Source organism: Roseateles sp. (assembly GCF_039929605.1).
In the GTDB taxonomy this organism is placed as follows: Bacteria; Pseudomonadota; Gammaproteobacteria; order Burkholderiales; family Burkholderiaceae_C; genus Pelomonas.
In genome coordinates this window covers 1-21,245 of record NZ_JBDSQX010000194.1, presented here as the reverse complement: position 1 = coordinate 21,245, position 21,245 = coordinate 1, and the positions used below count along the sequence as shown (strand labels likewise).

Below are 21,245 nucleotides of genomic sequence, written 5' to 3'. Positions count from 1 at the left end.
GCTTGAGGGGCCTCTGGCGCCTGGTGCGCCTGACGCCGCATGTGCTGCACGGCCTGTGGATCGTGCGCACCGCGTTCGCCAGCATGACGCCGGAGCAGCGCCACGAGCGCATCCAGTGGTGGTCGCGCAAGACCTTGCGGGTCCTCGGTATCGAGCTGACCTGCTCCGGCAGCGAGCTGGCGGCAGGTCATCTCGTGGTGGCCAACCACGTCTCCTGGCTGGACATCGCCGCCGTCCACGCCGTGCTGCCGCAGGCGCGCTTCGTCTCCAAGGCCGATGTGAAGCACTGGCCGGTCGTCGGCGCGCTGGTCACGGGCGCCGGCACGCTCTACATCGAACGCACCAGCAAGCGCGATGCGCTGCGCGTCGTGCACCAGGCGGCCGAGGCGCTGCAGGCGCGCGACTGCGTGGCTGTGTTCCCCGAAGGCACGACCGGCGCCGGCCCCGAGTTGTTGCCCTTCCACGCCAACCTGCTGCAGGCGGCGGTGGCCACGCAGTCCCCGGTGCTGCCTGTCGTGCTGCGCTGGCACGAGCCGGGCGAGTGTTTCAGCCCGTCGGCACGCTTCATCGGCGACACGACGCTGGTGCAGAGCCTGTGGGCGATCGCCTCGGCGCGCGGGCTGGGCATTGACGTGCAAATCCTGCCGCCCGTGCCCACGGCGGGATTGGACCGGCGCGCGCTCGGTGAGGCGCTGCGAGCCGCGATCAGCGCGCGTCTCTAAGCCAGGCCAAGCCAGGCCAAGCCGGCCGACGTGTCGCCGCGCGGCTGGTATTCGAGGCCGATGACGCCGGGCCAGGCGCGGTCTTGCAACAGCTTGAGATCGGCTGTGTATTCGCTGGCCTCAGGTTCATGACGACCGGCCACGCCGGCGACCTGCACATGGCCGACGACGCCGAGGTCAAGCGCCCGCGCCAGATGCGTCATCGACTCGCCCTCGGCAACGCGGCACTGATAGAGATCCAGCTGCAATTGCACGCGCGGCGAGTTCAAGGTCGCCAGCAGCGCCAGTGCCTGGGCCTGCCGGTGCAGGAAATAGCCCGGCATATCGCGCCGGTTGAGCGGCTCCACCACCAGTGGCAACGGCGATTGCTCGGCGACCCAGCCGAGGTTGGCCAGCCAGGCCGCGCGGGTTTCAGGGGTGTCTTCGGCGAGGCCGGACAGCAGGTGCATGCGCTCGGCGCCCAGGCGCGCGGCCAGGTCCAGCCCGCGCAGCGTCGTGTCGCGGAACTCGGCCTCGCGGCCGGGCAGCGCCGCAAAGCCGCGTTCGCCGGCCGCCCAGTCGCCGGCCGGGGCGTTGATCAGCGCAACGCGCAGGCCAGCCAGTCGAGCGGCAAGTTCGTCGCTGTCGTGCAGGTGCGGCTGTTGTAGCTCGACGCACTGGAAGCCATCGGCCCGAGCGGCGTCCACGCGGTCGAGGTAGGCGTGCTCCGTGTAGAGCCAGTCCAGGTTGGCGGCAAAGCGCGGCGAGATCACTTGAGTCACTTGGACTCGGCCACCAGCGCCGGATTCAGCTGCGGATCGTTGTACATCTTGAACTGGCGGTAGACCTTGAAGTAGGCCCGGCCGGCGCGCGAGTCGGCCAGCAGTTCGTCGAAGCAGTTGCCCAGGTCGGCGCGCTGCTGGACGAGCCGCTGCAGGCGCTCGCCGCAGGCTTGTCGATGCGCGTCGTCGACATCGCCACGCAGCGTCTGCTCGCGCATCGCGGCGATCTTCAGGCCGAGGATGGAGATGCGGTCCAGCATCGAGCCGGCCGTCTCGCTATTCAACCGCGCGTTCGCCAGCGTCGCGGCGTCGACGAGGCCCAGCGCACTCAGCAAGACCTCGTCGATGCGCTCGATGGCGTCGTTGCGGGCCTGGTTGTGGCGGTCGATGGCGCGCTTGTTGGCGACGATCTCGGCGTCGGCGGCCAGCGTGCGGCGGGCCAGGTCTTCCTGCGCCCACAGGCTGCGGTTGTGGAAGTGGTTGACGGCGATCCAGCCACCCAGGTCGTTGGCTTGGACAGCCACGGGCGGCGTGACCAGTGCCGTGTCGTGGCCGGCGATCACGTCAGCCGATGAGAGCAGGGGGGGCATCAGGGGTGCGCTGGCAAAATCCCGCGCCACTGTGTAAAGAGCTGCGAATGATAGAAGCCCGCCCCTTGATCGTTCGCCTGCGCAACTTCGTCGGCGACACGGTGCTGAGCCTGCCGGCGCTGCGGCTGCTGGAGGCTCACGGCTATCGGCTGGAACTGGTGGGCAAGGGCTGGGCGCGCGGGTTGCTGGAGGCCGAGGGCTGGACGGTGCACGTGCGCCCTAACGATCTGCGCGAGCGCATTGCGCAGCTGCGCGCGCTGCGGCGGCGCTTCAGGGCGGAGGACGCGAGCTTCGACAAGCGTGCGAACACGCTGCTGTTCCCCTACGCCTTCTCGGCCGCGCTGGACGCGCGCATGGCCGGGCTGAAGGCCGAGGGCCACGCGGGCGACGGCCGAACTTGGTTGATGCGCCGCGGCCACCCTAAGCGCGAGGGGCGGCACACGCTGGTCGAGTACTGGGAGCTGGCCTGCGACTTTCTTGGCATCACCGCCGAGCCACCGGTGGACATCCAACTGAAGGTCAGCGACGCGCAGCACGAACTCGCGCGTGCGCTGCTGGTGACCCATGGCGTAGCGCCGGGCCGCTTCGTGCTGATCTGCCCGTTCGCGAACGGCAAGGTGGAGTTTCTGGACCGCAGCTGGCCGGCCTTCCCCGACTTCGTGCGGCGCCTGCATGCAGCGGGCCGCCAGGTCGTCATCGTGCCGGGGCCGGCGGAGGTGGCGGGCGCAAAAGCGCTCTACCCGAATGCCATCCGCCTCGACGGCGTCGCGCTGGGCGTCTACAACGCGTTGCTGCAGGCGGCCGGCGTGGTTGTCGCCAACGACACCGGCCCCGCCCACATGGCAGCAGGCGTGGGTGCGAATTTGGTCAGCGTGCTGGGGCCGACCGATCTGGCGCGTTGGGCGCCCTGGGGCTCGACGGTGACTTTGATGCGACGCGGACCGGGGGAGTGGTCCAGCGTCGAGGAGGTCATGTCAGCTGTGAGGGCCTGTTCGCCCTGAGTCAATGGGCCCATTGCCTCAGGGCGAACAGACCCTAGGCCTTGCCCTGATTCGCCACGGCCGCCGCCGCCTTGGCCGCCGCTTCCGCGTCGCCGAGGTAGTAGCTCTTGATGGGCTTGAGATTGGCGTCCAGCTCATAGACGAGCGGGATGCCGTTGGGGATGTTGACACCGACGATCGCGTCGTCCGCGATGTTGTCGAGGTACTTCACCAGCGCGCGGATGCTGTTGCCGTGCGCGGCGATGAGGATGCGCTCGCCGCCCTTGATGGCCGGTGCGATGGTGTCGTTCCAGAACGGCAGCACGCGGGCCACGGTGTCCTTCAGGCATTCCGTCAGCGGAATGTCTTCAGCGTCCAAGTTGCGGTAGCGGCTGTCGCTGCGTTCGCTGCGCGGGTCGCTCGCTTCCAGCGCGGGCGGCGGCGTGTCGTAGCTGCGGCGCCAGATCAGCACCTGCTCGTCACCGTACTGCTTGGCCGTCTCGGCTTTGTTCAGGCCTTGCAGGCCGCCGTAATGGCGCTCGTTCAGGCGCCAGGCGTGGCGCACCGGCAGCCAGGTGCGGTCCATCTGATCCAGCGCGTGCCACAGGGTCCACACCGCGCGCTTGAGCACCGAGGTGTAGGCGATGTCGAAGTCGTAGCCGGCTTCCTTCAGCAACCGGCCGGCGCTCTTGGCCTGCTCCACACCGGTGGGCGTCAGGTCCACGTCGGTCCAGCCGGTGAAGCGGTTTTCGAGGTTCCAGGTCGATTCGCCGTGGCGGATGAGGACGAGCTTGTACATGGGCAGAGGACGCGCAAGGTGGTGGAAGCCCCGGATTATCGGACCCGGCGATAATCACCGGCTTCGTTGAATTACACGGGACGCTTGCTTGAACTTCCTGCTCCAGAACTGGTACTTGATCCTTGCCGCCCTTGCCTCGGGTGGCTTGCTGCTGTGGCCCCTGGTGGTGTCGGGCTCGCAGGGCGCCGCCGTCAGCCCGGCGCAGGCCGTGCAGCTGATGAACCGCGAGAAGGGCATCCTCATCGATGTCAGCGAACCTGACGAGTTCGCCAAGAGTCATCCGGTGGGCGCACGCAACGTGCCGCTGGCCCAACTCGAGGGCCACAAGGCGCTGCCGTCCAACAAGGCCCTGCCGCTGGTGGTGGTGTGCCCGACCGGCGCGCGTGCCGGCCGCGCTGCGGGCATGCTGCGCAAGCTGGGCTACGAGAAGGCCCAGGTGCTGGGCGGCGGCTTGAAGGCCTGGCGGGAGGCAAATTTGCCGGTGGAAAAAACCGCGTAACAGGAGACCGACCATGGCCCACGTGAAGATGTACACGACGCTGATCTGCCCCTTTTGTATCCGCGCCAAGATGCTGCTGAAGCGGCGTGGTGTGGAGCAGATCGAGGAGATTCGCGTTGACCTGAACCCGACCGAGCGCGACGCGATGATCAACATGACCGGCCGCCGCACGGTGCCGCAGATCTTCATCGGCGACACCCATGTCGGGGGGTGCGACGACCTCGTTGCGCTCGACCAGCAGGGCCGGCTGGAGCCCTTGCTCCAGGCTGCCTGATTTCAACCCCGGGCAAGTCCCTGCAATCCCGTGCCAGGCCTGTCATGAGGCCTCACCCATAATTCAGTCACCGCCCGCAGCACGCCGCTTGCGGGCTTTTGTTTGACGCTTCGTTCGAAAGAAGAGTTCCATGGCCGACGAGATCCAAGCTGCCGCCGAAGGCACCCCCGTGTTCCAGATCCAGCGCATGTATCTGAAGGATCTGTCGCTTGAGCAACCCAATGCGCCCCACATCCTGCTGGAGCAGTCGCAGCCCCAGGTCGACATCAACCTGACGCTGTCGGCAGAGAACGTCACCGACGGCATCTACGAAGTCACCGTCACGGCGACCGTGAACACCAAGGTCGGCGACAAGACGCTGTTCCTGGTGGAAGCCAAGCAGGCCGGCATCTTCGAGATCCGCAACGTGCCGCAGGACCAGGTCGAAGGCATCCTGGGCATCGTCTGCCCGCAGATGGTCTACCCCTATCTGCGCGCCGTCGTGTCCGACGTCTGCACCCGTGCCGGCTTCCCGCCCGTGCTGCTGACGGAAGTGAACTTCCAGGCCATGTTTGAAGCCCAGCAGGCGCAGCGCGCCGCGCAGGGCGGCCAAGCGGTCAACTGATCGCCCGCTGCTGCAACGACGCCCCGCCCAGCGGGGCGTTTTACTTGGTGGACACTGCTGCGCATGACGACGATGAAGATCAGCGTTCTCGGTGCCGGCGCCTGGGGCACGGCCCTGGCCATCCAGGCCGCCCGGGCCGGCCACGACGTGAGCCTGTGGGGCCGCGACGCCCAGGCCGTGGCGCAGATGCGCGCCAGCCGCCGCAATGCCGCCTACCTGCCCGACAGCGACCTGCCGCCCGCGCTCGGGTTGACGGCCGATCGGGGCGCGGCAATAGCCCACGCGGCCGGCGGCCTGACCATCGTCGCGACGCCGATGTCCGGCCTGCGCGAGACGCTGGCGGCGCTGCCGGCCACGCATCGCGTGCTGTGGCTGTGCAAGGGCTTCGAGGCCGGCACGGGCCGCCTCGGCCACGAGATTGCCGGCGAACTGCAGCCGACCATGCCGAATCGGCCGATCGGCGTGCTGTCCGGCCCCAGCTTTGCGCAGGAGGTGGCCGCCGGCCGGCCGACGGCGCTCGTTGCGGCCAGCAAGAACGCTGCACTTGCGCAAGCGGCCGTTGACGCCTTCCACGGTGACCGGCTGCGCGTCTACACGTCCAGCGACCCGGTCGGCGTGGAGGTGGGCGGCGCGGTCAAGAACGTCATGGCCATCGCCGTGGGCATCTGCGACGGCCTGTCCGGCTCGTCACCCGAGGCGCCGGGGCTGAACGCCCGCGCCGCGCTGGTCACGCGCGGGCTGGCCGAAATGCTGCGTCTGGGTTTGGCGTTAGGCGCCAAGGCCGAGACCTTCATGGGCTTGTCCGGCCTGGGCGACCTCGTGCTGACCGCCACGGGCGACCTGTCGCGCAACCGCCGCGTCGGCCTGATGCTGGCCCAGGGCCTGGCGCTGCCGCAGATCCTGGCGCAGCTCGGCCACGTGGCCGAGGGCGTCTACAGCGCACCGACCGTGCTGGCACGGGCGCGTGAAGCCGGCGTCGAGATGCCGATCACCGAAGGCATGGTGGCCTTGCTCGACGGCCGCCTGCCGGTGGCCGAAGCGGTCGAGTACCTGATGGGTCGCGAAGCGCGGCCTGAGTAGGCGCTACTCGACGCCGAGGTCCAGCTTCGAGACCAACGCGCGGCTCTGCTCGTTCATGCCGACGACCTCCACCGCGCTGCCGTGCTTGCGCAGTCGCTGGCACACCTTGTCCAGCGCGTTCACCGCCGTGACGTCCCAGAAGTGCGCGCCGCTCAGGTCGATGCGGACCGGTTTGCCTTCGATGTCCCGGACGTCGAAGGCGTCGACCAGCAAATCGGCGGACGCGAAGAAGACCTGCCCCGAGACGCGGTAGGTGACGGTCTCGCCGCCCAACATCACGACGTCCAGCAGGCGCGCCACCTTGAAGGTGAAGAAGACGCCGCTCAGCAGCACGCCGACCGAGACGCCGGCGGCCAGGTTGTCCGACAGCACCGTCACCGCCACGGTCGCCGCCATCACGGCGCTGGAGAGCTTGGGATGCTTCAGCAACGCCCGCGCCGATCCCCAGTCGAAGGTGGACGCCGAAACCATCACCATGATGGCCACCAGGGCCGCCACCGGCACCTGCGACACCCAGGATTTGAGCAGCACCATCAGGACCAACAGGAAGGCGCCGGCAAAGAGCGTGGACAGCCGGCCGCGGCCGCCGTAGCGGACGTTGCTGACCGTCTGGCCGATCATGCCGCAGCCGGCGATGCCTCCGAACAGGCTGGCCGCGATGTTGGCGGCGCCCAGGCCGGCGCACTCGCGGTTCTTCGAGCTGGGTGTATCGGTGAGGTCATCGACGACGCTCGCCGTCATCAGCGATTCCAACAAGCCGACCATGGCGATCGCCACGGCCGGCAGTGCGATGAGCTGGAGGGTCTCCAGCGAGAGCGGCAGTTGCGGCAGACCGAAGCTCGGCAGACCCTGCGGCAGCAGGCCGAGGTCCGCGACCGTTTTCAGCGGCAACTGCAGCCACTGCGCCACCAGCGTGAGCACGACGATGCAGACGAGCGGCGAAGGCACGCGGGTCGTCAGACGGGGCAGGCCGTAGATGATGACCAGGCCGGCGCCGACCATGGCCCAGGTGGCGCCGTTCGCGCTGATGAGATGCGGCATCTGCGCCGAGAAGATGAGGATGGCCAGTGCGTTGACGAAGCCCGTGCGCACCGACGCGGACACGTAGCGCATCAGCACGCCCAGCCGGAGCCAGCCGAACAGGATCTGAACGATGCCGGCCAGGATGCCGGCGGCAAACAGGTACTGCACCCCGTGGGCATGCACCAGGGGCGCCGCGACCAGGGCGACGGAGCCCGCAGCGGCGGACACCATCGCAGGGCGCCCGCCGGCGAAGGCGATGACGAGGCTGATGACGAAGGACGCGAACAGGCCGACGGCGGGATCGACGCCGGCGGCGAACGAGAAGGCGATGACCTCGGGGATGAGGGCGAACGTGGCGACCGCGCCGGCCATGAGCTCGCGCGGGATGCTCGGCGCCCATTCGGCGCGGAATGGATGGAGGTGTTTGGACATGAGACGGCGGCTCGGTGCGTGGTGGTGCTGGTGGACAAATTTGAATCGGGCGACTGCGGCCTGCAGCGCCATGGAATGGGCGCTTCGCCTGTCAAGCGCCGCCCGCGTAGCCGTTCTGCCGCCAGGCTTCGAACACGGCCACGGCGACGCTGTTGCTCAGGTTGAGGCTGCGTTGGCCCTCGCGCATCGGCAGGCGAACGCGCTGTTCGAGCGCAAAGCCGTCGCGCAGCGCGGGCGGCAGGCCGGCGGTCTCGCTGCCGAAGACGAAATAGTCGCCCGGCTGCCAGCTCACGTCACCGAAAGGCCGGCTGCCGCGCGTCGTGAAGGCGAACATGCGTGCCGGCTCGGGGGACTCGGCAGCCAGGAAGGCCGCCCAGTCGGCATGGCGTTGCACGCGGGCGTACTCGTGATAGTCCAGCCCCGCTCGTTGCAGCAGCTTGTCTTCCATCGAGAACCCCAGCGGCTCGATGAGGTGCAGCGTGCAGCCGGTATTGGCCGCGAGCCGGATCACGTTGCCGGTATTGGGCGGGATTTCGGGGTGGACGAGGACGATGTGGAACATGGGACGGGAGTATCCCGTCAGCCCATCGTTGTTACTCGTCCCCGGGCTCCGGCGTCCTTGCGATGACCCAGGCCTGCACGCTCATCGCGCCGGCTTGCAGCAGCACGCGGGCCAGTTCGAACAGCGTGGCGCCGCTGGTCATCACGTCGTCCAGCACGGCGACGCTGGCGCCTTGCAGCCGGGGCGCCTTCAGCGGCTCGACGGCGAAGACGCCGCGCACGTTGGCCGCGCGTTCCTGCAGCTTGAGGCCAGCCTGGGCGGCGTTGTGGCGCACGCGCAGCAGCATGTCGGGCTCGCAGCGCAGGCCGCGTCGCCGCGCCAGCGCCTTGGCCATTTCGTGCGCCTGGTTGTAGCCGCGCTCGCGCAACCGCTCGACGGACAGCGGCACCGGCAGCAGCCAATCCGGCGTGGCGACCTCGGCGGAGCCTAGCGCCGAGTTCAGTCGCTCCAGCAGGCTTTCGCGCAGTTCCAAAGCTTGGTGGTACTTGAAGTGCTGGAGCAGGCCGTCCCAGGGGAAGCGGTAGTCCAGCGCGGCCACCGTGCGGTCCAGCGGCGGGGCATCGACGAGGCAGCGCCCGCACTGTGGATGAGGCCTGGACGTCAGCGCCAGCGGGAGTCGCGCGGCGCAGGTCCAGCAGCGGGGTTGCGGGCGTGCGTAGAGGGCCAGGCATTGCTCGCAGATCGTCTGGTGGCTCCAGGCGCGGCAGACGGCGCACTGGCCGGCGCAGCGCAACAGCACCCGCTCGACGAAGGCGGGCTTGGGCTTGGCCGGGGAGCTTTCGGGCATCGGCTCAATATACTGACCGGCCCATGAACGAGCCGGCCCCGACCCCCACTTCAAACAAGGGGCCGCGGCCTCAGGATCTCGACGTCGCCGCGCTGCGACGCCATGCCAGGCGCCTGGCCACAGCCGCGCAGCCGCCCTGGCTGCATGCCGAGGCCGCACGCCGCATGGCCGAGCGCCTGCCCTTCATCAAGCTGCAGCCGGCCCGCGTGCTGGACGCCTCGCCCGCGCTGGGCGCGAGCACCGAGCTGTTGCGGCTGGCCTACCCCAAGGCAGAGATGCGCTGGCACGAGGCCGACCCGGCGCTGGCCGAGCGCGCGGCGGGTGCGCGGTCCCTGGGCTGGTGGCAGAAGCTGCGTGGCGCGGGCTCTGGTCAGGTCGACGCGCTGCCGGTCATGCCCGAGGTCGAGCTGCTGTGGTCCAACATGGCCCTGCATGCCAGCGCCGACCTACCCGGTTTGTTGAGCGCATGGCAGGCCAGCCTGGCGGTCGGCGGCTTCGTCATGTTCTCGTGCCTCGGGCCGGACAGCTTCGTCGAGCTGCGCCCGCTGTACAAGCGCGCCGGCTGGGGGCGCCCCGCGCCGGACTGGTGGGACATGCACGACATCGGCGACCTGGTGCTCAAGGCCGGCTTCGCCGACCCGGTGATGGATCAGGAGCGACTTCGCCTGACCTGGGCGGATCCTGAAACCCTCTTGGCCGACCTGCGCGCGCTGGGTGGCAATCTCGCCCCGGCGCGTTTCGCCGGCCTGCGCGGCCGCAGCTGGCGGGCAGAACTCGTCGCGCAACTGGAAAGCCTGCGCGGCGCCGACGGGCGGTTGGGGCTGACGCTCGAGCTTGTCTTTGGCCACGCTTTCAAGGCGGCGCCCAGGCTCACCATGGCATCAGAAACCCACGTCTCGGTCGATGCTATGCGCGCCACCCTGCGCAAGGGGCGCTCCTAGGTGATTCCCAGGGGCTGGCCTGCGGCGGTCACCCTGGTGACCTCGGGCTAAAATCCCGGGCCGCTAAGAGGGTCAAGGGTAGAACCCGGCCCAATCCGGATCTTTCGGCAGCAGGTCCGGCCCATTCCTTCGCGTTGGGCGGACCAGCGAGTCCTGCTCTTCAAAGAACCAAGTGACAACCATGACGATGATGAACGCACGAGTGCATAGCGCCTCACGCGGCTGGGCCCAGCGGGCCGCCGTGGCGGTGACGGTGGCCCTGGCAACGGGTTCAGCCCTCGCGGTGAACGACCTCAAAGGCGGCCCGGGCGTCAATCAGCTCAATCTGCACGACCCGGTCACGGGTATCGCGCGGGATCAGATGTGGTTGCACAACTTCATGCTGGTCGTCTGCCTCGTCATCTTCGTGGCGGTGTTCGGCGTGATGTTCTATTCGATCTTCAAGCACCGCAAATCCAAGGGTGCGGTGTCGGCCAACTTCCACGAAAGCGTTGCCGTCGAGATCGCCTGGACCGTGGTGCCGCTGCTGATCGTCATCGGCATGGCGCTGCCGGCCACCAAGGTCGTCGTCGCGATGAAGGACACCACGAATGCCGACGTGACCATCAAGGCCACCGGCTACCAGTGGAAGTGGGGCTACGACTACCTGAAGGGCGAGGGCGAGGGCATCGGCTTCCTGGCCACGCTCGACACCGCCCAGCGCGAATCCTCCGACTCCGGCCACCCCGAGAAGGTCGACAACTACCTGCTGAAGGTCGACAACCCGCTGGTCGTGCCGGTGGACAAGAAGATCCGCATCATCACGACGGCCAATGACGTCATCCACGCCTGGATGGTGCCGGCGTTCGGCGTCAAGCAGGATGCCATCCCCGGATTCGTGCGCGACGCATGGTTCAAGGCCGAGAAGCTCGGCGACTTCTACGGCCAGTGCGCCGAGCTGTGCGGCAAGGAACACGCCTACATGCCGATCCACGTGAAGGTCGTGTCCGCCGAGGACTACACCGCGTGGGTGGCAGTCAAGCAGAAGGAAATCGCCGCCAAGGCCGACGACCCGAGCAAGGTCTGGGAGCAGGCGGCGCTCATCGCTCGCGGCGAGAAGGTCTATGGCGCCAACTGCGCGGCCTGCCACAAGGCCGACGGCAGTGGTGCCGGTCCCGTCAAGCCGCTCGATCATTCGCCCGTCGTTCTGGACGCCGACAAGCTCAAGCAGATCGAGGTCGTGCTGAACGGTCGCCTCGACAAGGGCATGCCGACGTGGAAGCAGCTCAGTGACACCGATATCGCTGCCGTCATCACGTACACGAAGAACAGCTGGTCCAACAAGACGGGCCAGACCGTTCAGCCGGCCGAAATCGTCGCGGCCCGCAAGTAATTCCGAACGCCGAATCCGAGGAATCCAAATGAGTGCAGTGCTCCCCCCTAACGGCGTTCACGGTGGCCACGTTGGCGACCATGGCCACGACGACCATCACGACGACCACCACGACCACGCCCCGAGCGGCTGGCGGCGCTGGGTCTTCGCCACCAACCACAAGGACATCGGCACGCTGTATCTGCTGTTCAGCTTCACGATGCTGATGATCGGCGGCATCCTGGCCCTGTGCATCCGCGCCGAGCTGTTCCAGCCGGGCCTGCAGTTCTTCAACCCCGAACTCTTCAACCAGTTCACGACCATGCACGGTCTGATCATGGTGTTCGGGGCCATCATGCCGGCCTTCGTCGGCTTCGCGAACTGGATGATCCCGCTGCAAATCGGCGCGGGAGACATGGCCTTCGCGCGGATGAACAACTTCAGCTTCTGGCTGCTGATCCCCGCAGCGCTGATGCTGGTCGGCAGCTTCTTCATGCCCGGTGGCGCGCCCGCCGCCGGCTGGACGCTGTACGCGCCGCTGACGCTGCAGATGGGCCCGTCGATGGACGCCGGCATCTTCGCGATGCACATCATGGGCGCCTCGTCCATCATGGGCTCGATCAACATCGTCGTGACCATCCTCAACATGCGCGCCCCCGGCATGACGCTGATGAAGATGCCGATGTTCGCGTGGACGTGGCTCATCACCGCCTACCTGCTGATCGCCGTCATGCCCGTGCTGGCCGGCGCCATCACGATGACGCTGACGGACCGCCACTTCGGCACCGCCTTCTTCAATCCCGCTGGCGGCGGCGACCCGGTGATGTACCAGCACATCTTCTGGTTCTTCGGCCACCCCGAGGTCTACATCATGATCTTGCCGGCCTTCGGCATCGTCAGCCAGATCGTGCCGGCCTTCGCCCGCAAGCGCCTGTTCGGCTACGCATCGATGGTGTACGCGACGGCCTCCATCGCCATCCTGTCCTTCATCGTCTGGGCCCACCACATGTTCGCTACCGGCATGCCGGTGACGGGCCAGCTGTTCTTCATGTACGCGACCATGCTGATCGCGGTGCCCACGGGTGTGAAGATCTTCAACTGGCTGGCGACGATGTGGCGCGGCTCGATGACCTTCGAGGCGCCCATGCTGTTCGCGGTCGGCTTCATCTTCGTGTTCACGATGGGCGGCTTCACCGGCCTCATCCTGGCCATGGCGCCGATCGACATCCAACTGCAAGATACCTACTACGTCGTGGCCCACTTCCACTACGTGCTGGTGGCCGGCTCGCTGTTCGGCATGTTCGCCGGCTACTACTACTGGTCGCCGAAGTGGACCGGGGTGATGTATTCGGAGACGCGCGGCAAGTGGCACTTCTGGGCCTCCCTGGTGTTCTTCAACATCACGTTCTTCCCGATGCACTTCCTGGGGCTGGCCGGCATGCCGCGGCGCTACGCCGACTACCCGATGCAGTTCACCGACTTCAACCAAGTTGCCAGCATCGGTGCCTTCGGTTTCGGGATCACGCAAGTGCTGTTCTTCCTTTTCATCGTCGTGCCGGCGATGCGCGGCAAGGGTGCGAAGGCTCCCCAGAAGCCTTGGGAAGCCGCCGAAGGTCTGGAATGGGAAGTGCCGTCGCCGGCGCCTTTCCACACCTTCGAAGTGCCGCCCAAGCTGGACGCTTCGGCCACCAAGATCATTGGGTAATCTGACATGACACCGGAACAGCGCAAGGCCAACCGTCGATTGGGATTGATCCTGCTGTCGATCGCGCTGGTCTTCGGCCTGGGCTTCGTCGCCAAGATGGTCATGCTCGCCCACTGACATGAACTTCCTGGCCGCCCTGCATCGCGACAACCGCCAGCTCGTCGGCAAGCTGGCGGTCGTCGTCGCGTTGATGTTCGGCTTTGGCTATGCGCTGGTGCCGCTCTACAGGGCGATCTGCAGCGCGCTCGGCATCAACGTGCTGTCGCTGGCCGAACGCCAGACTGTGCTGGGCGACAAGGGGCTGGCCAACGGCAACGGCCAGATCGACTTCAGTCGCGAGATCACGGTCGAGTTCGACACTAACGCCCGCGGGCCCTGGGATTTCAAGCCTGCGGTGCGGCACCTCACGGTCCACCCGGGCGAGCTGACCACGGTCATGTACGAGTTCCGCAACATGCAGGACCGCACGATGGCCGCGCAGGCGATCCCGAGCTACGCGCCCAAGCAGGCCATGGCGCATTTCAACAAGCTCGAGTGCTTCTGCTTCAACGAGTACACGTTGAAGCCGGGCGAAAGCAAGCAGTGGCCGGTCGTGTTCGTCATCGACCCCAAGCTGCCCAAGGATGTGAAGACCATCACCCTGTCCTATACCTTCTTCGAGGTGGCGGGCAAGGGCGGTGTGAAGCTGGGACAGGCGCCACAGGGCGCTTCCGCGAAGGGTGGTGCGCTGTGAAGCCGGGCCAGGATTTCAAGGACGCAATAGGCCGCAAGGCCTCGCTGCGCCAGACGATCTCGGCCGTGGCCTGGAGTTTTTTCGGCGTGCGCCGGGGCAAGGACCATGAGCAAGACATGGCCAAGCTCAACCCGGTGCACGTGATCATTGCGGGCGTGCTGGGCGCGGCCCTGTTTGTATTGGTGCTGGTGCTGCTGGTCCGTTGGGTCATCAGCAGTGGCGTGGCCGGCGCCTGAACGTCGGTTGCAACAAGGTTAACGAGGAGAACAATATGTCGGCAGCGACTACCCCGGGCAAGACCCCGTACTACTTCATCCCGGCGCCCTCGCGGCATCCGGTGATGGCCGCCATCGGCCTGTTCTTCGTCATCCTGGGCGCGGGCCAATGGGTCAACGGCCACGGCTGGGGCATGTATTCGCTGTTCGGTGGACTGCTGTTCTGGGCCTTCGTGCTGCAGCAGTGGTTCCGCCAGGCCATCGGCGAGAGCGAGAGCGGCCTCTACAGCGACCGCATCGATGTCTCTTTCCGCTGGAGCATGGGCTGGTTCATCTTCTCGGAGGTGATGTTCTTCGCCGCGTTCTTCGGCGCGCTTTACTGGGCGCGGGTGCACTCCGTGCCGTCGCTGGGCAGCCTCGAGAACGGCCTGCTGTGGCCCGACTTCAAGGCCATCTGGCCGAGCAGCGCTGCTGGCTTCACGGCCGCACCGGGCGGCACGGTCGAGCCCTTCAGCACGATGGGCCCCTGGCCCATCCCGACGATCAACACCGCGCTGCTGCTGACCTCGGGCGTGACGCTGACCATCGCCCACCATGCGCTGATCGCCGGCCATCGCGCCAAGACCATCGCCTGGATGTGGATCACCGTGCTTCTGGGCGTGACCTTCCTCGGTTTCCAGGCCTTCGAATACCACCACGCTTACACCGAACTCAACCTCAAGCTCAGTTCGGGTGTGTTCGGCTCCACCTTCTTCATGCTGACCGGCTTCCACGGCTTCCACGTCTTCGTGGGCATGCTGATGCTGCTGTTCATCACGATCCGGCTGATGAAGGGCCACTTCACGGCCGATCGTCACTTCGGCTTCGAAGGTGCGGCCTGGTACTGGCACTTCGTCGACGTCGTCTGGCTGGGCCTGTACATCGTCGTCTACTGGATGTAGGGCGCCCCGGCGCTGCACAAACAAAGCGCCGCAGAAGCGGCGCTTTTTTTTGAACTTCAGCGGCTCAGTGGCACCCCGGTCGGGTGTATCCAGCCCATCCACCAGCTCAGCAGGATGACGAGAAACAGCGCCACCGACACACCGACGCGAACCGCCAGTGCTCGCGCCATGTTCGGGCTGCGCCGGTCGCCGCGCCCCTTGCGCAGCATGAAGAAGCCAGCGGCCGCCAGCGCGCCGAGGATGCCGATGAAGGCGATCAGGATCACGAATTTCATGGCTGTGGATTATCCGCCCGGGGTCTCGCCGTGCTGACGCGGCGCGGCTGGCTGGTGCTGCTGGCCACCCTCGTCGGCGCTGCGTTGACGGCCCGCCTGGGCGTCTGGCAGCTCGACCGGGCGGCGCAGAAGGTCAGCCTCCAGGCGGCACTGGACGCTGAAGGGCAACGACCGGCCCTCGGCAATGCCGAACTGGCCAGCGCCGATCAACTGCACCGGCGCGTCGCGCTGCGCGGCACCTGGGTGGTCGCGCACACCGTCTGGCTGGACAACCGCCCCATGGACGGCCGCGCCGGCTTCTTCGTCGTCACGCCGCTGCGCCTGGCCGGGCGCTCCGAGGCCGTCCTCGTGCAACGCGGCTGGGCGCCGCGCCATTCGGTGGAGCGCAGCCGCTTGCCGCCGCTGACGACGCCGGCAGGCGAGGTCGAGGTGATCGGCCGCCTGGCCGCCTCGCCTTCGCGGCTCTATCAGTTGGGCGAGGGTTCGGCCGGGCCGATCCGGCAGAATCTCGACCCTGTGGCTTACGGCGCCGAAGCGGGCCTGACGCTGCTGCCGCTGACCGTCGTGCAGACCACCGCCAGTGCCGACGACGGCTTGCTGCGCCACTGGCCGGCGCCGGATCTCGGCCTTCACAAACACTACGGCTACGCCTTTCAATGGTTCTCGCTCTGCGCGCTGATCCTCGTCCTCTATGCCTGGTTCCAACTTGTCCGCCCCCGGCTCCGCCGCCAGCCCTCCTGAGCCGCTGAGCTTTGCGGTGCACAGCCTGCCCGACCCGCGTGTCCATGCTCGCGGTGCGCAACGCGCCGGCCGCTGGAAGATGCTGCTGGTGGTGGCCACCTGCGCGGCGCCGGTCATCGCGTCCTACTTCACCTTCTATGTCGTCAAGCCGAGCGGCTCGGCCTACGGCGAGTTGATCGCGCCGGCCGTCGACATGCCGGCGGACCTGCCGCTCACCGACCTGCAGGGCCAGCCCGTCTCGCCGGCCGCGCTGCGTGGCCAATGGCTGCTGGCCGTCGTGCACGGCTCGGACTGCCCGGCCGCTTGCGAGCGCCAGCTCTTCGTGCAGCGCCAGGTGCGCGAGATGCTGGGCAAGGAGCGCCCACGTGTCGACAAGCTCTGGCTGATTCCCGATGCCGGCACGCCGCGCCCCGAGGTGCTGGCCGCCGTGACGCAGAAGGGCGCCGAGGTCACCGTGTTGCGCGTGCCGGCCGACCGTCTGGCTGCCTGGCTGAAGCCCGCTGACGGCCGCAAGCTGGCAGATCACTTCTTCGTCATCGACCCGATGAACCGCTGGATGGAGCGCACGCCGGCCGAGCCCGAGCCCAAGAAGCTGCTGGCCGACCTCAACAAGCTGCTGAAGGCCAGCGCCAGCTGGGACACCGCAGGCCGATGATGGACAGCCTGCTCCCACTCGGCCAAGTGGCCGCGATCGGCGGCGCCGTCGCCATCGGGCCGCTGCTGTGGTGGCGTCAACGCTCGCGCGCCAGCACATCGACCGGCCGGTTGCGCGCGCTCACCGCGCTGACGTTGTTTCTGACCTTCGACCTCATCGTCTTCGGTGCCTTCACGCGCCTGACCGACTCCGGCTTGGGCTGCCCCGACTGGCCCGGCTGCTACAGCTCAGCCAGCCCGGTCGGCGCGCGCGAGCACATCGAGGCGGCGCAGGCGGCTATGCCGACCGGCCCGGTCACGCACGGCAAGGCCTGGATCGAGATGACGCACCGCTACCTCGCCAGCGGCGTGGGACTGCTGATCCTCGTCATGACGGTGCTCAGCTGGCGCCTCAAGCGGCTCGAGCACCACGACGGGCAGCGCGAGCGCGTGCCTTCGCCCTGGCTGCCGACGCTGACGCTGGTCTGGGTCTGCGTGCAGGGCGCGTTCGGCGCGCTGACCGTGACGATGAAGCTTTTCCCGGCCATCGTCACTCTGCATCTACTGTTCGGCGTCGGCCTGCTGATGTTGCTGCCCTGGCAGCACGAAGCCTATGAGCCGCGCCCGCTCGCCGTGCCGCAGACGCTGCGTGCTGCGGTGGTGGCCGTGCTCGTGCTGGCGATCATTCAGGTCGCGCTGGGCGGCTGGGTCAGCACGAACTACGCGGTGCTCGCCTGCGATGAGTTCCCCACCTGCCATAACGGCCAGTGGTGGCCGGCGCTGGACTTCGCCCAGGGCTTCCAGCTTTGGCGCGAACTCGGCCACCGCGCCGGTGGCGGCTTCCTCAGTTTCGAAGCGCTGGCCGCCATCCACATGGCCCACCGCATCGGCGCAGCTATCGTCTTCACGGCCATCCTCGGCCTGGCCTGGCTGCTGCGCCGGCATGCGCCGAACTGGTCGCGCTGGTTGCTGGCCGCCGCCGGCTGGCAGCTTGTCACAGGCCTGTCCAACGTCGTGCTCGACTGGCCCATCGTCGCGGCCCTGGGCCACACCGCCGGCGCCGCCATGCTGCTGGCCCTGCTCACCACCTTGCTTGCTCGCCTGAAGAAGGCGCTGCCCTGACCATGTCGACCTCCACCGCCAGTGCCCTCGTGCACAGCCCACGCTGGCAGCAGTTCTACCAGCTGACCAAGCCGCGCGTCGTCCAGCTCATCGTCTTCTGCGCCGCCATCGGCATGGCCCTGGCCGTGCCCGGCCTGCCCGACATGTCTCAGGCGCTGACCATGCTCGCGGCGGTCGCCGGCATCTGGCTCGTGGCCGGCGCGGCTGCGGCCTTCAACTGCCTCATCGAAGACGGCATCGACGCGCGCATGAAGCGCACCGCCTGGCGCGCCACGGCCAAGGGCGAGCTCAGCCGCAAGCAGACGCTGGCCTTCTCGGGCCTGCTGTGCGCCGCCGGCATGGTCTTGCTGGGTGTCTACGTCAACGTGCTGACGATGTGGCTGACCTTCGCCACCTTCATCGGCTACGCGGTCATCTACACCGTCATCCTCAAGCCGATGACGCCGCAGAACATCGTCATCGGCGGCGCCTCGGGCGCCATGCCGCCGGTGCTGGGCTGGGCCGCGCTGCGCGGTGACCTCGGGCCTGAGCCCTGGCTGCTCTGCCTGATCATCTTCCTGTGGACGCCGCCGCACTTCTGGGCGCTGGCGCTGTACCGCGCCGAGGACTACGCCCGCGCCGGCCTGCCCATGCTGCCCGTCACCCACGGCAACGACTACACGCGACTGCAGATCCTGCTCTACACCTGGGTGCTGTTCGCCGCCACGCTGTTGCCCTTCCTGACCGGCATGAGCGGCTGGTTCTATCTCGTCAGCGCGGTTCTGCTGGGTCTGGGCTTTTGTGGCTATGCCTTCCGGCTCTGGCGCTCGTATTCGGAGATGCTCGCGCGGCGGACCTTCTGGTTCTCCATCTGGCATCTGTCGCTGCTCTTCGCGGCCCTGTTGATCGACCACTACATCGCATGAACACCCGTCGTTTTGCCTTGGCAGCGCTGACTGCGTTGACTGCATTGACACTTGCCGGCTGCCAGAAGGCCAGCCCCGACAAACTCGCCTTCAAGGGCATCGATCTCACCGGCGCCGAGTACGCCCGCACGCTGAACCTCACCGATCAAGAAGGCCGCGCCCGCTCGCTGGCCGACTTCAAGGGCAAGGTGTTGGTGATCTTCTTCGGCTACACGCAGTGCCCCGACGTCTGCCCGACGACGATGGCCGAGGTGGCCGAGGTCAAGCGGTCGCTGGGCGCCGAGGGCGACAAGGTGCAGGGCATCTTCGTCACCATCGACCCGGAGCGCGACACGGCGGCGCTGCTGAAGGCCTACCTGGGCAGCTTCGACCCCAGCTTCGTCGGCCTGCGTGGCAGCGAGGAGCAGACCAAGGCTGCAGCCAAGGAGTTCAAGGTCTTCTACGCCAAGGTGCCCGGCAAGACGCCCGAGACCTACACGATGGACCACACGGCCGCGAGCTTCATCCTCGACACCGAAGGGCGCGTGCGCGTCTACGTGCGCTACGGCGCCGGCGCCCAGCCGCTGGCGGACGACATCAAGTTGCTGTTGGCCGAGGCCGGCAAGAAATGACAAAGGCCCCGAAAGGGGCCTTTGCTTTTGGACGCAGAAGAAGCTCAGGCAGCTTCGGTCAGTGCCTTCTTCATCTTCTTCATCGCCGCCACTTCGATCTGGCGAATGCGCTCGGCCGACACGCCGTACTCCGCCGCCAGCTCATGTAGCGTCATGCCGCCGGAGCTGTCGTCGTTCACCTTCAGCCAGCGCTCCTCGACGATGCGGCGGCTGCGCGGGTCCAGCACGTCCAGCGCGCGGTGGATGCCGTTGCCGGCGAGATCGTCGCGCGAGCGGGCCTCGATAACGCGCGTCGGCTCGCTGCTGTCGTCGGCCAGGTAGGCGATGGGAGCGAAGCTTTCACCTTCGTCGTCGGTCTGCGGCTCCAGGGCCACGTCGCCGCCCGACATGCGGGTCTCCATCTCCAGCACTTCCTCGCGCTTGACGTTCAGCGTGCTCGCCACATGGGCGATCTCGGCCTCGGTCAGCGTGTTGCGATGCGTCGCGCCATCGGCCTGGTTGGCCTTGAGCTGGTGCTTCATCGAGCGCAGGTTGAAGAACAGCTTGCGCTGCGCCTTGGTCGTGGCGACCTTGACCATGCGCCAGTTCTTCAGCACGTACTCGTGGATCTCGGCCTTGATCCAGTGCATGGCGTAGCTCACCAAGCGCACGCCCTGATCGGGGTCGAAGCGCTTGACGGCCTTCATCAGTCCGACGTTGCCTTCCTGGATCAGGTCACCCTGGGGCAGGCCGTAGCCCACGTACTGGCGCGAGATGGACACGACCAAGCGCAGATGCGACAGCACCATGCGGCCGGCGGCTTCTACATCGCCGTTGTCGCGCAGGCTGGTGGCGGCCGAGCGTTCTTCCTCAGCCGTCAGCAGCGGCAGGCGGTTGACGGCCGTGATGTAGGCGTCCAGATTTCCCAGCGAGGGCACCATGGCCCAGGGGCTGCGAACGGCAATGGTGGAAGAAGCAGACATCGTCTTGATTCCTAGCTAGCCGCCGCGTGAAGTGCGGCGGTGAAGCCATATTAGCACTCTGATCTATCGAGTGCTAAGAGCCTGGCGGCGTCAGCTGGAACGCAGTGTTTCCATCGCTGAAACAGTGGGCGGGCGCTAACTTTGCTTAGTCAACCAAGCCAAGATCGGGGCTTCTGATCATGGCCTCGATGTCCAGCAGGATCAGCATGCGCTCGCCGAGCTTGCCCAAGCCGGTGATGAAACGCGCGTCCAGCGCGGCCGGCACCTCGGGGCGGGGCTTGATCTCGTCGGCGGTCAGCGCGAGCACGTCGGAGACCGAGTCAACGACGATGCCGACCACGCGGCCGCCCACATTCAGCACGATGACGACGGTGAAGGCGTTGTACTCGCTGGCCTGGCCCAGGCGGATGCGCAGGTCCAGGATGGGCACGATGACGCCGCGCAGGTTGACGACGCCCTTGACGAAGGACGGCGCGTTGGCCACGCGGGTGGGAGCTTCGTAGGAGCGGATTTCCTGCACGCGCAGAATGTTCAGGCCGTACTCTTCCTCGCTGATGCGGAAGGTCAGGAACTGGCGGCCGTCCGTGCGGCCCTGGGTCTGCACGGCCTGAGCGCCGGTGCTTGGAACGAGGTCGGTAGAGCTCATCGGGGCGCTGCTGCGTGTTGGAGGCTGAGCCCTTATTCTGCCCGGTCCGACTCGGCTCCCGGTGCCAACAATTCATCGACCAGGGCCAGCAATTCGCGCACGTCCAGCGGTTTGGTCAGGTAATGCTGGGCCCCCGCCACCTGGGCGGCGGCGATTTGCTCCGGCTGGGCGTTGGCGGACACGACGACCACCGGCGGCGGCGCGATGCCCAGCTCGCGCAGGCGGCTCAACAGCGTCAGGCCGTCGCCGTCGGGCAGTTCCCAGTCCAGCAGCAGCAGGTCCGGCGGGCGCTCCTGCAGCGCGCGCAGGCCGGTTTCGACGGTGGTTGCCACCTCCAGCTCGATGCCGGGG

General features: G+C 67.4%; 28 protein-coding genes. 18 read left to right on the top strand and 10 right to left on the bottom strand.

Features of this window, described 5'->3' with window-relative positions:
- The first annotated feature begins 2 nt into the window (after positions 1–2).
- On the top strand, positions 3–722 hold the full coding sequence (locus ABIS05_RS26330; RefSeq protein ID WP_348011566.1) for a lysophospholipid acyltransferase family protein: 720 nt from the start codon (positions 3–5) through the stop codon (positions 720–722).
- Here ABIS05_RS26330 and ABIS05_RS26325 read toward each other — a convergent pair.
- Positions 719–1,483: a TIM barrel protein gene (locus ABIS05_RS26325; protein ID WP_348011565.1), complete on the bottom strand. Its 765-nt coding sequence runs from the start codon at positions 1,481–1,483 to the stop codon at positions 719–721. The two genes, ABIS05_RS26330 and ABIS05_RS26325, sit on opposite strands and share 4 nt — an antisense overlap.
- Complete coding sequence (locus ABIS05_RS26320; protein WP_348011564.1) at positions 1,480–2,073, bottom strand: DUF4254 domain-containing protein; 594 nt, start codon at positions 2,071–2,073, stop codon at positions 1,480–1,482. The genes ABIS05_RS26325 and ABIS05_RS26320 overlap by 4 nt, the downstream gene beginning before the upstream one ends.
- Before the next feature lie 65 nt (positions 2,074–2,138).
- On the opposite strand from ABIS05_RS26320, the gene ABIS05_RS26315 reads away from it, so the two are divergent.
- Positions 2,139–3,074, top strand: coding sequence for a glycosyltransferase family 9 protein (locus ABIS05_RS26315; RefSeq protein ID WP_348011563.1), 936 nt, complete (start codon positions 2,139–2,141; stop codon positions 3,072–3,074).
- A 34-nt stretch (positions 3,075–3,108) separates the two neighbouring features.
- Here the strand turns inward: ABIS05_RS26315 and gpmA are convergent, their stop codons facing one another.
- Positions 3,109–3,852 carry a 2,3-diphosphoglycerate-dependent phosphoglycerate mutase gene (gene gpmA, locus ABIS05_RS26310; RefSeq protein WP_348011562.1) on the bottom strand — a complete coding sequence of 248 codons (744 nt, stop codon included), beginning with the start codon at positions 3,850–3,852 and terminating at the stop codon, positions 3,109–3,111.
- Positions 3,853–3,940: 88 nt separating this feature from the next.
- Here gpmA and ABIS05_RS26305 point away from each other — a divergent pair, with 88 nt between their 5' ends.
- The 4 genes from ABIS05_RS26305 (at position 3,941) to ABIS05_RS26290 (ending at position 6,309) form a co-directional block, all read left to right on the top strand.
- Complete coding sequence (locus ABIS05_RS26305) at positions 3,941–4,351, top strand: rhodanese-like domain-containing protein (protein ID WP_348011561.1); 411 nt, start codon at positions 3,941–3,943, stop codon at positions 4,349–4,351.
- A 13-nt stretch (positions 4,352–4,364) separates the two neighbouring features.
- Positions 4,365–4,625, top strand: coding sequence for a glutaredoxin 3 (grxC, locus tag ABIS05_RS26300; protein WP_348011560.1), 261 nt, complete (start codon positions 4,365–4,367; stop codon positions 4,623–4,625).
- A 130-nt stretch (positions 4,626–4,755) separates the two neighbouring features.
- Positions 4,756–5,229, top strand: coding sequence for a protein-export chaperone SecB (gene secB / locus ABIS05_RS26295; protein WP_348011559.1), 474 nt, complete (start codon positions 4,756–4,758; stop codon positions 5,227–5,229).
- 72 nt (positions 5,230–5,301) lie between these two features.
- Positions 5,302–6,309, top strand: coding sequence for an NAD(P)H-dependent glycerol-3-phosphate dehydrogenase (locus ABIS05_RS26290; RefSeq protein WP_348011558.1), 1,008 nt, complete (start codon positions 5,302–5,304; stop codon positions 6,307–6,309).
- Positions 6,310–6,312: 3 nt separating this feature from the next.
- Here ABIS05_RS26290 and ABIS05_RS26285 read toward each other — a convergent pair whose 3' ends face one another.
- From ABIS05_RS26285 to ABIS05_RS26275, 3 genes are all read right to left on the bottom strand, one after another.
- A complete protein-coding gene (locus ABIS05_RS26285; protein ID WP_348011557.1) occupies positions 6,313–7,764 on the bottom strand; it encodes a SulP family inorganic anion transporter in 1,452 nt (483 codons plus the stop codon).
- A 91-nt stretch (positions 7,765–7,855) separates the two neighbouring features.
- Entirely contained in the window at positions 7,856–8,326 is a 471-nt protein-coding gene (gene trmL, locus ABIS05_RS26280) for a tRNA (uridine(34)/cytosine(34)/5-carboxymethylaminomethyluridine(34)-2'-O)-methyltransferase TrmL (RefSeq protein WP_348011556.1), read from the bottom strand.
- Positions 8,327–8,357: 31 nt separating this feature from the next.
- On the bottom strand, positions 8,358–9,113 hold the full coding sequence (locus tag ABIS05_RS26275) for a ComF family protein (RefSeq protein WP_348011555.1): 756 nt from the start codon (positions 9,111–9,113) through the stop codon (positions 8,358–8,360).
- Between the two features lie 23 nt (positions 9,114–9,136).
- Between ABIS05_RS26275 and ABIS05_RS26270 the strand changes: the two genes are divergently transcribed.
- From ABIS05_RS26270 to ABIS05_RS26240, 7 genes are all read left to right on the top strand, one after another.
- Entirely contained in the window at positions 9,137–10,054 is a 918-nt protein-coding gene (locus ABIS05_RS26270; RefSeq protein WP_348011554.1) for a biotin synthase, read from the top strand.
- 181 nt (positions 10,055–10,235) lie between these two features.
- Complete coding sequence (gene coxB, locus ABIS05_RS26265) at positions 10,236–11,426, top strand: cytochrome c oxidase subunit II (RefSeq protein ID WP_348011553.1); 1,191 nt, start codon at positions 10,236–10,238, stop codon at positions 11,424–11,426.
- A 28-nt stretch (positions 11,427–11,454) separates the two neighbouring features.
- Positions 11,455–13,110 carry a cytochrome c oxidase subunit I gene (gene ctaD / locus ABIS05_RS26260; RefSeq protein WP_348011552.1) on the top strand — a complete coding sequence of 552 codons (1,656 nt, stop codon included), beginning with the start codon at positions 11,455–11,457 and terminating at the stop codon, positions 13,108–13,110.
- A 6-nt stretch (positions 13,111–13,116) separates the two neighbouring features.
- The gene (locus ABIS05_RS26255; protein WP_348011551.1) at positions 13,117–13,227 is read left to right on the top strand and encodes a cytochrome oxidase small assembly protein; all 111 of its coding nucleotides are present in this window, start codon (positions 13,117–13,119) and stop codon (positions 13,225–13,227) included.
- A 1-nt stretch (position 13,228) separates the two neighbouring features.
- Positions 13,229–13,843: a cytochrome c oxidase assembly protein gene (locus tag ABIS05_RS26250; RefSeq protein WP_348011550.1), complete on the top strand. Its 615-nt coding sequence runs from the start codon at positions 13,229–13,231 to the stop codon at positions 13,841–13,843.
- On the top strand, positions 13,840–14,079 hold the full coding sequence (locus ABIS05_RS26245; RefSeq protein WP_348011549.1) for a DUF2970 domain-containing protein: 240 nt from the start codon (positions 13,840–13,842) through the stop codon (positions 14,077–14,079). Before ABIS05_RS26250 ends, ABIS05_RS26245 begins: the two co-directional genes overlap by 4 nt.
- A gap of 35 nt (positions 14,080–14,114) precedes the next feature.
- The gene (locus ABIS05_RS26240) at positions 14,115–14,999 is read left to right on the top strand and encodes a cytochrome c oxidase subunit 3 (protein WP_348011548.1); all 885 of its coding nucleotides are present in this window, start codon (positions 14,115–14,117) and stop codon (positions 14,997–14,999) included.
- Between the two features lie 56 nt (positions 15,000–15,055).
- Here the strand turns inward: ABIS05_RS26240 and ABIS05_RS26235 are convergent, their stop codons facing one another.
- A complete protein-coding gene (locus ABIS05_RS26235) occupies positions 15,056–15,274 on the bottom strand; it encodes a twin transmembrane helix small protein (RefSeq protein ID WP_348011547.1) in 219 nt (72 codons plus the stop codon).
- Between the two features lie 30 nt (positions 15,275–15,304).
- Between ABIS05_RS26235 and ABIS05_RS26230 the strand changes: the two genes are divergently transcribed.
- Genes ABIS05_RS26230 through ABIS05_RS26210 form a run of 5 tightly spaced genes read left to right on the top strand, consistent with a single transcriptional unit; the run spans position 15,305 to position 19,286 of the window.
- Positions 15,305–16,015 (top strand): SURF1 family protein, encoded by a 711-nt coding sequence (locus tag ABIS05_RS26230; RefSeq protein ID WP_348011546.1) that lies wholly within the window; start codon positions 15,305–15,307, stop codon positions 16,013–16,015.
- Positions 15,981–16,670: a hypothetical protein gene (locus ABIS05_RS26225; RefSeq protein WP_348011545.1), complete on the top strand. Its 690-nt coding sequence runs from the start codon at positions 15,981–15,983 to the stop codon at positions 16,668–16,670. The genes ABIS05_RS26230 and ABIS05_RS26225 overlap by 35 nt, the downstream gene beginning before the upstream one ends.
- Positions 16,670–17,770 (top strand): COX15/CtaA family protein, encoded by a 1,101-nt coding sequence (locus ABIS05_RS26220; RefSeq protein WP_348011544.1) that lies wholly within the window; start codon positions 16,670–16,672, stop codon positions 17,768–17,770. Before ABIS05_RS26225 ends, ABIS05_RS26220 begins: the two co-directional genes overlap by 1 nt.
- A gap of 2 nt (positions 17,771–17,772) precedes the next feature.
- A complete protein-coding gene (gene cyoE / locus ABIS05_RS26215) occupies positions 17,773–18,675 on the top strand; it encodes a heme o synthase (protein ID WP_348011543.1) in 903 nt (300 codons plus the stop codon).
- Positions 18,672–19,286, top strand: a complete 615-nt coding sequence (locus ABIS05_RS26210) for an SCO family protein (RefSeq protein ID WP_348011542.1) — start codon at positions 18,672–18,674, stop codon at positions 19,284–19,286. The genes cyoE and ABIS05_RS26210 overlap by 4 nt, the downstream gene beginning before the upstream one ends.
- Before the next feature lie 44 nt (positions 19,287–19,330).
- On the opposite strand, the gene rpoH is transcribed toward ABIS05_RS26210, so the two are convergent.
- The 3 genes from rpoH to ABIS05_RS26195 all read right to left on the bottom strand — a co-directional run.
- Positions 19,331–20,248 (bottom strand): RNA polymerase sigma factor RpoH, encoded by a 918-nt coding sequence (gene rpoH / locus ABIS05_RS26205; protein ID WP_348011541.1) that lies wholly within the window; start codon positions 20,246–20,248, stop codon positions 19,331–19,333.
- A 145-nt stretch (positions 20,249–20,393) separates the two neighbouring features.
- Positions 20,394–20,894, bottom strand: a complete 501-nt coding sequence (locus ABIS05_RS26200) for a chemotaxis protein CheW (protein WP_348011540.1) — start codon at positions 20,892–20,894, stop codon at positions 20,394–20,396.
- 32 nt (positions 20,895–20,926) lie between these two features.
- Positions 20,927–21,245 (bottom strand): response regulator (locus ABIS05_RS26195; RefSeq protein WP_348011539.1); only part of this gene is annotated, 319 nt, incomplete at its 5' end.

Bases quoted from the DNA above. Each gene is read 5' to 3' on its own strand.
- ABIS05_RS26240 (WP_348011548.1), top strand. From the start codon at position 14,115: ATGTCGGCAGCGACTACCCCGGGCAAGACCCCGTACTACTTCATCCCG.
- ABIS05_RS26235 (WP_348011547.1), bottom strand. From the start codon at position 15,274: ATGAAATTCGTGATCCTGATCGCCTTCATCGGCATCCTCGGCGCGCTG.
- cyoE (WP_348011543.1), top strand. From the start codon at position 17,773: ATGTCGACCTCCACCGCCAGTGCCCTCGTGCACAGCCCACGCTGGCAG.
- ABIS05_RS26255 (WP_348011551.1), top strand. From the start codon at position 13,117: ATGACACCGGAACAGCGCAAGGCCAACCGTCGATTGGGATTGATCCTG.
- secB (WP_348011559.1), top strand. From the start codon at position 4,756: ATGGCCGACGAGATCCAAGCTGCCGCCGAAGGCACCCCCGTGTTCCAG.
- ABIS05_RS26270 (WP_348011554.1), top strand. From the start codon at position 9,137: ATGAACGAGCCGGCCCCGACCCCCACTTCAAACAAGGGGCCGCGGCCT.
- ABIS05_RS26320 (WP_348011564.1), bottom strand. From the start codon at position 2,073: ATGCCCCCCCTGCTCTCATCGGCTGACGTGATCGCCGGCCACGACACG.
- ABIS05_RS26200 (WP_348011540.1), bottom strand. From the start codon at position 20,894: ATGAGCTCTACCGACCTCGTTCCAAGCACCGGCGCTCAGGCCGTGCAG.
- ABIS05_RS26220 (WP_348011544.1), top strand. From the start codon at position 16,670: ATGGACAGCCTGCTCCCACTCGGCCAAGTGGCCGCGATCGGCGGCGCC.
- trmL (WP_348011556.1), bottom strand. From the start codon at position 8,326: ATGTTCCACATCGTCCTCGTCCACCCCGAAATCCCGCCCAATACCGGC.
- gpmA (WP_348011562.1), bottom strand. From the start codon at position 3,852: ATGTACAAGCTCGTCCTCATCCGCCACGGCGAATCGACCTGGAACCTC.
- ABIS05_RS26250 (WP_348011550.1), top strand. From the start codon at position 13,229: ATGAACTTCCTGGCCGCCCTGCATCGCGACAACCGCCAGCTCGTCGGC.
- ctaD (WP_348011552.1), top strand. From the start codon at position 11,455: ATGAGTGCAGTGCTCCCCCCTAACGGCGTTCACGGTGGCCACGTTGGC.
- rpoH (WP_348011541.1), bottom strand. From the start codon at position 20,248: ATGTCTGCTTCTTCCACCATTGCCGTTCGCAGCCCCTGGGCCATGGTG.
- ABIS05_RS26210 (WP_348011542.1), top strand. From the start codon at position 18,672: ATGAACACCCGTCGTTTTGCCTTGGCAGCGCTGACTGCGTTGACTGCA.
- ABIS05_RS26285 (WP_348011557.1), bottom strand. From the start codon at position 7,764: ATGTCCAAACACCTCCATCCATTCCGCGCCGAATGGGCGCCGAGCATC.
- ABIS05_RS26290 (WP_348011558.1), top strand. From the start codon at position 5,302: ATGAAGATCAGCGTTCTCGGTGCCGGCGCCTGGGGCACGGCCCTGGCC.
- grxC (WP_348011560.1), top strand. From the start codon at position 4,365: ATGGCCCACGTGAAGATGTACACGACGCTGATCTGCCCCTTTTGTATC.
- ABIS05_RS26275 (WP_348011555.1), bottom strand. From the start codon at position 9,113: ATGCCCGAAAGCTCCCCGGCCAAGCCCAAGCCCGCCTTCGTCGAGCGG.
- coxB (WP_348011553.1), top strand. From the start codon at position 10,236: ATGACGATGATGAACGCACGAGTGCATAGCGCCTCACGCGGCTGGGCC.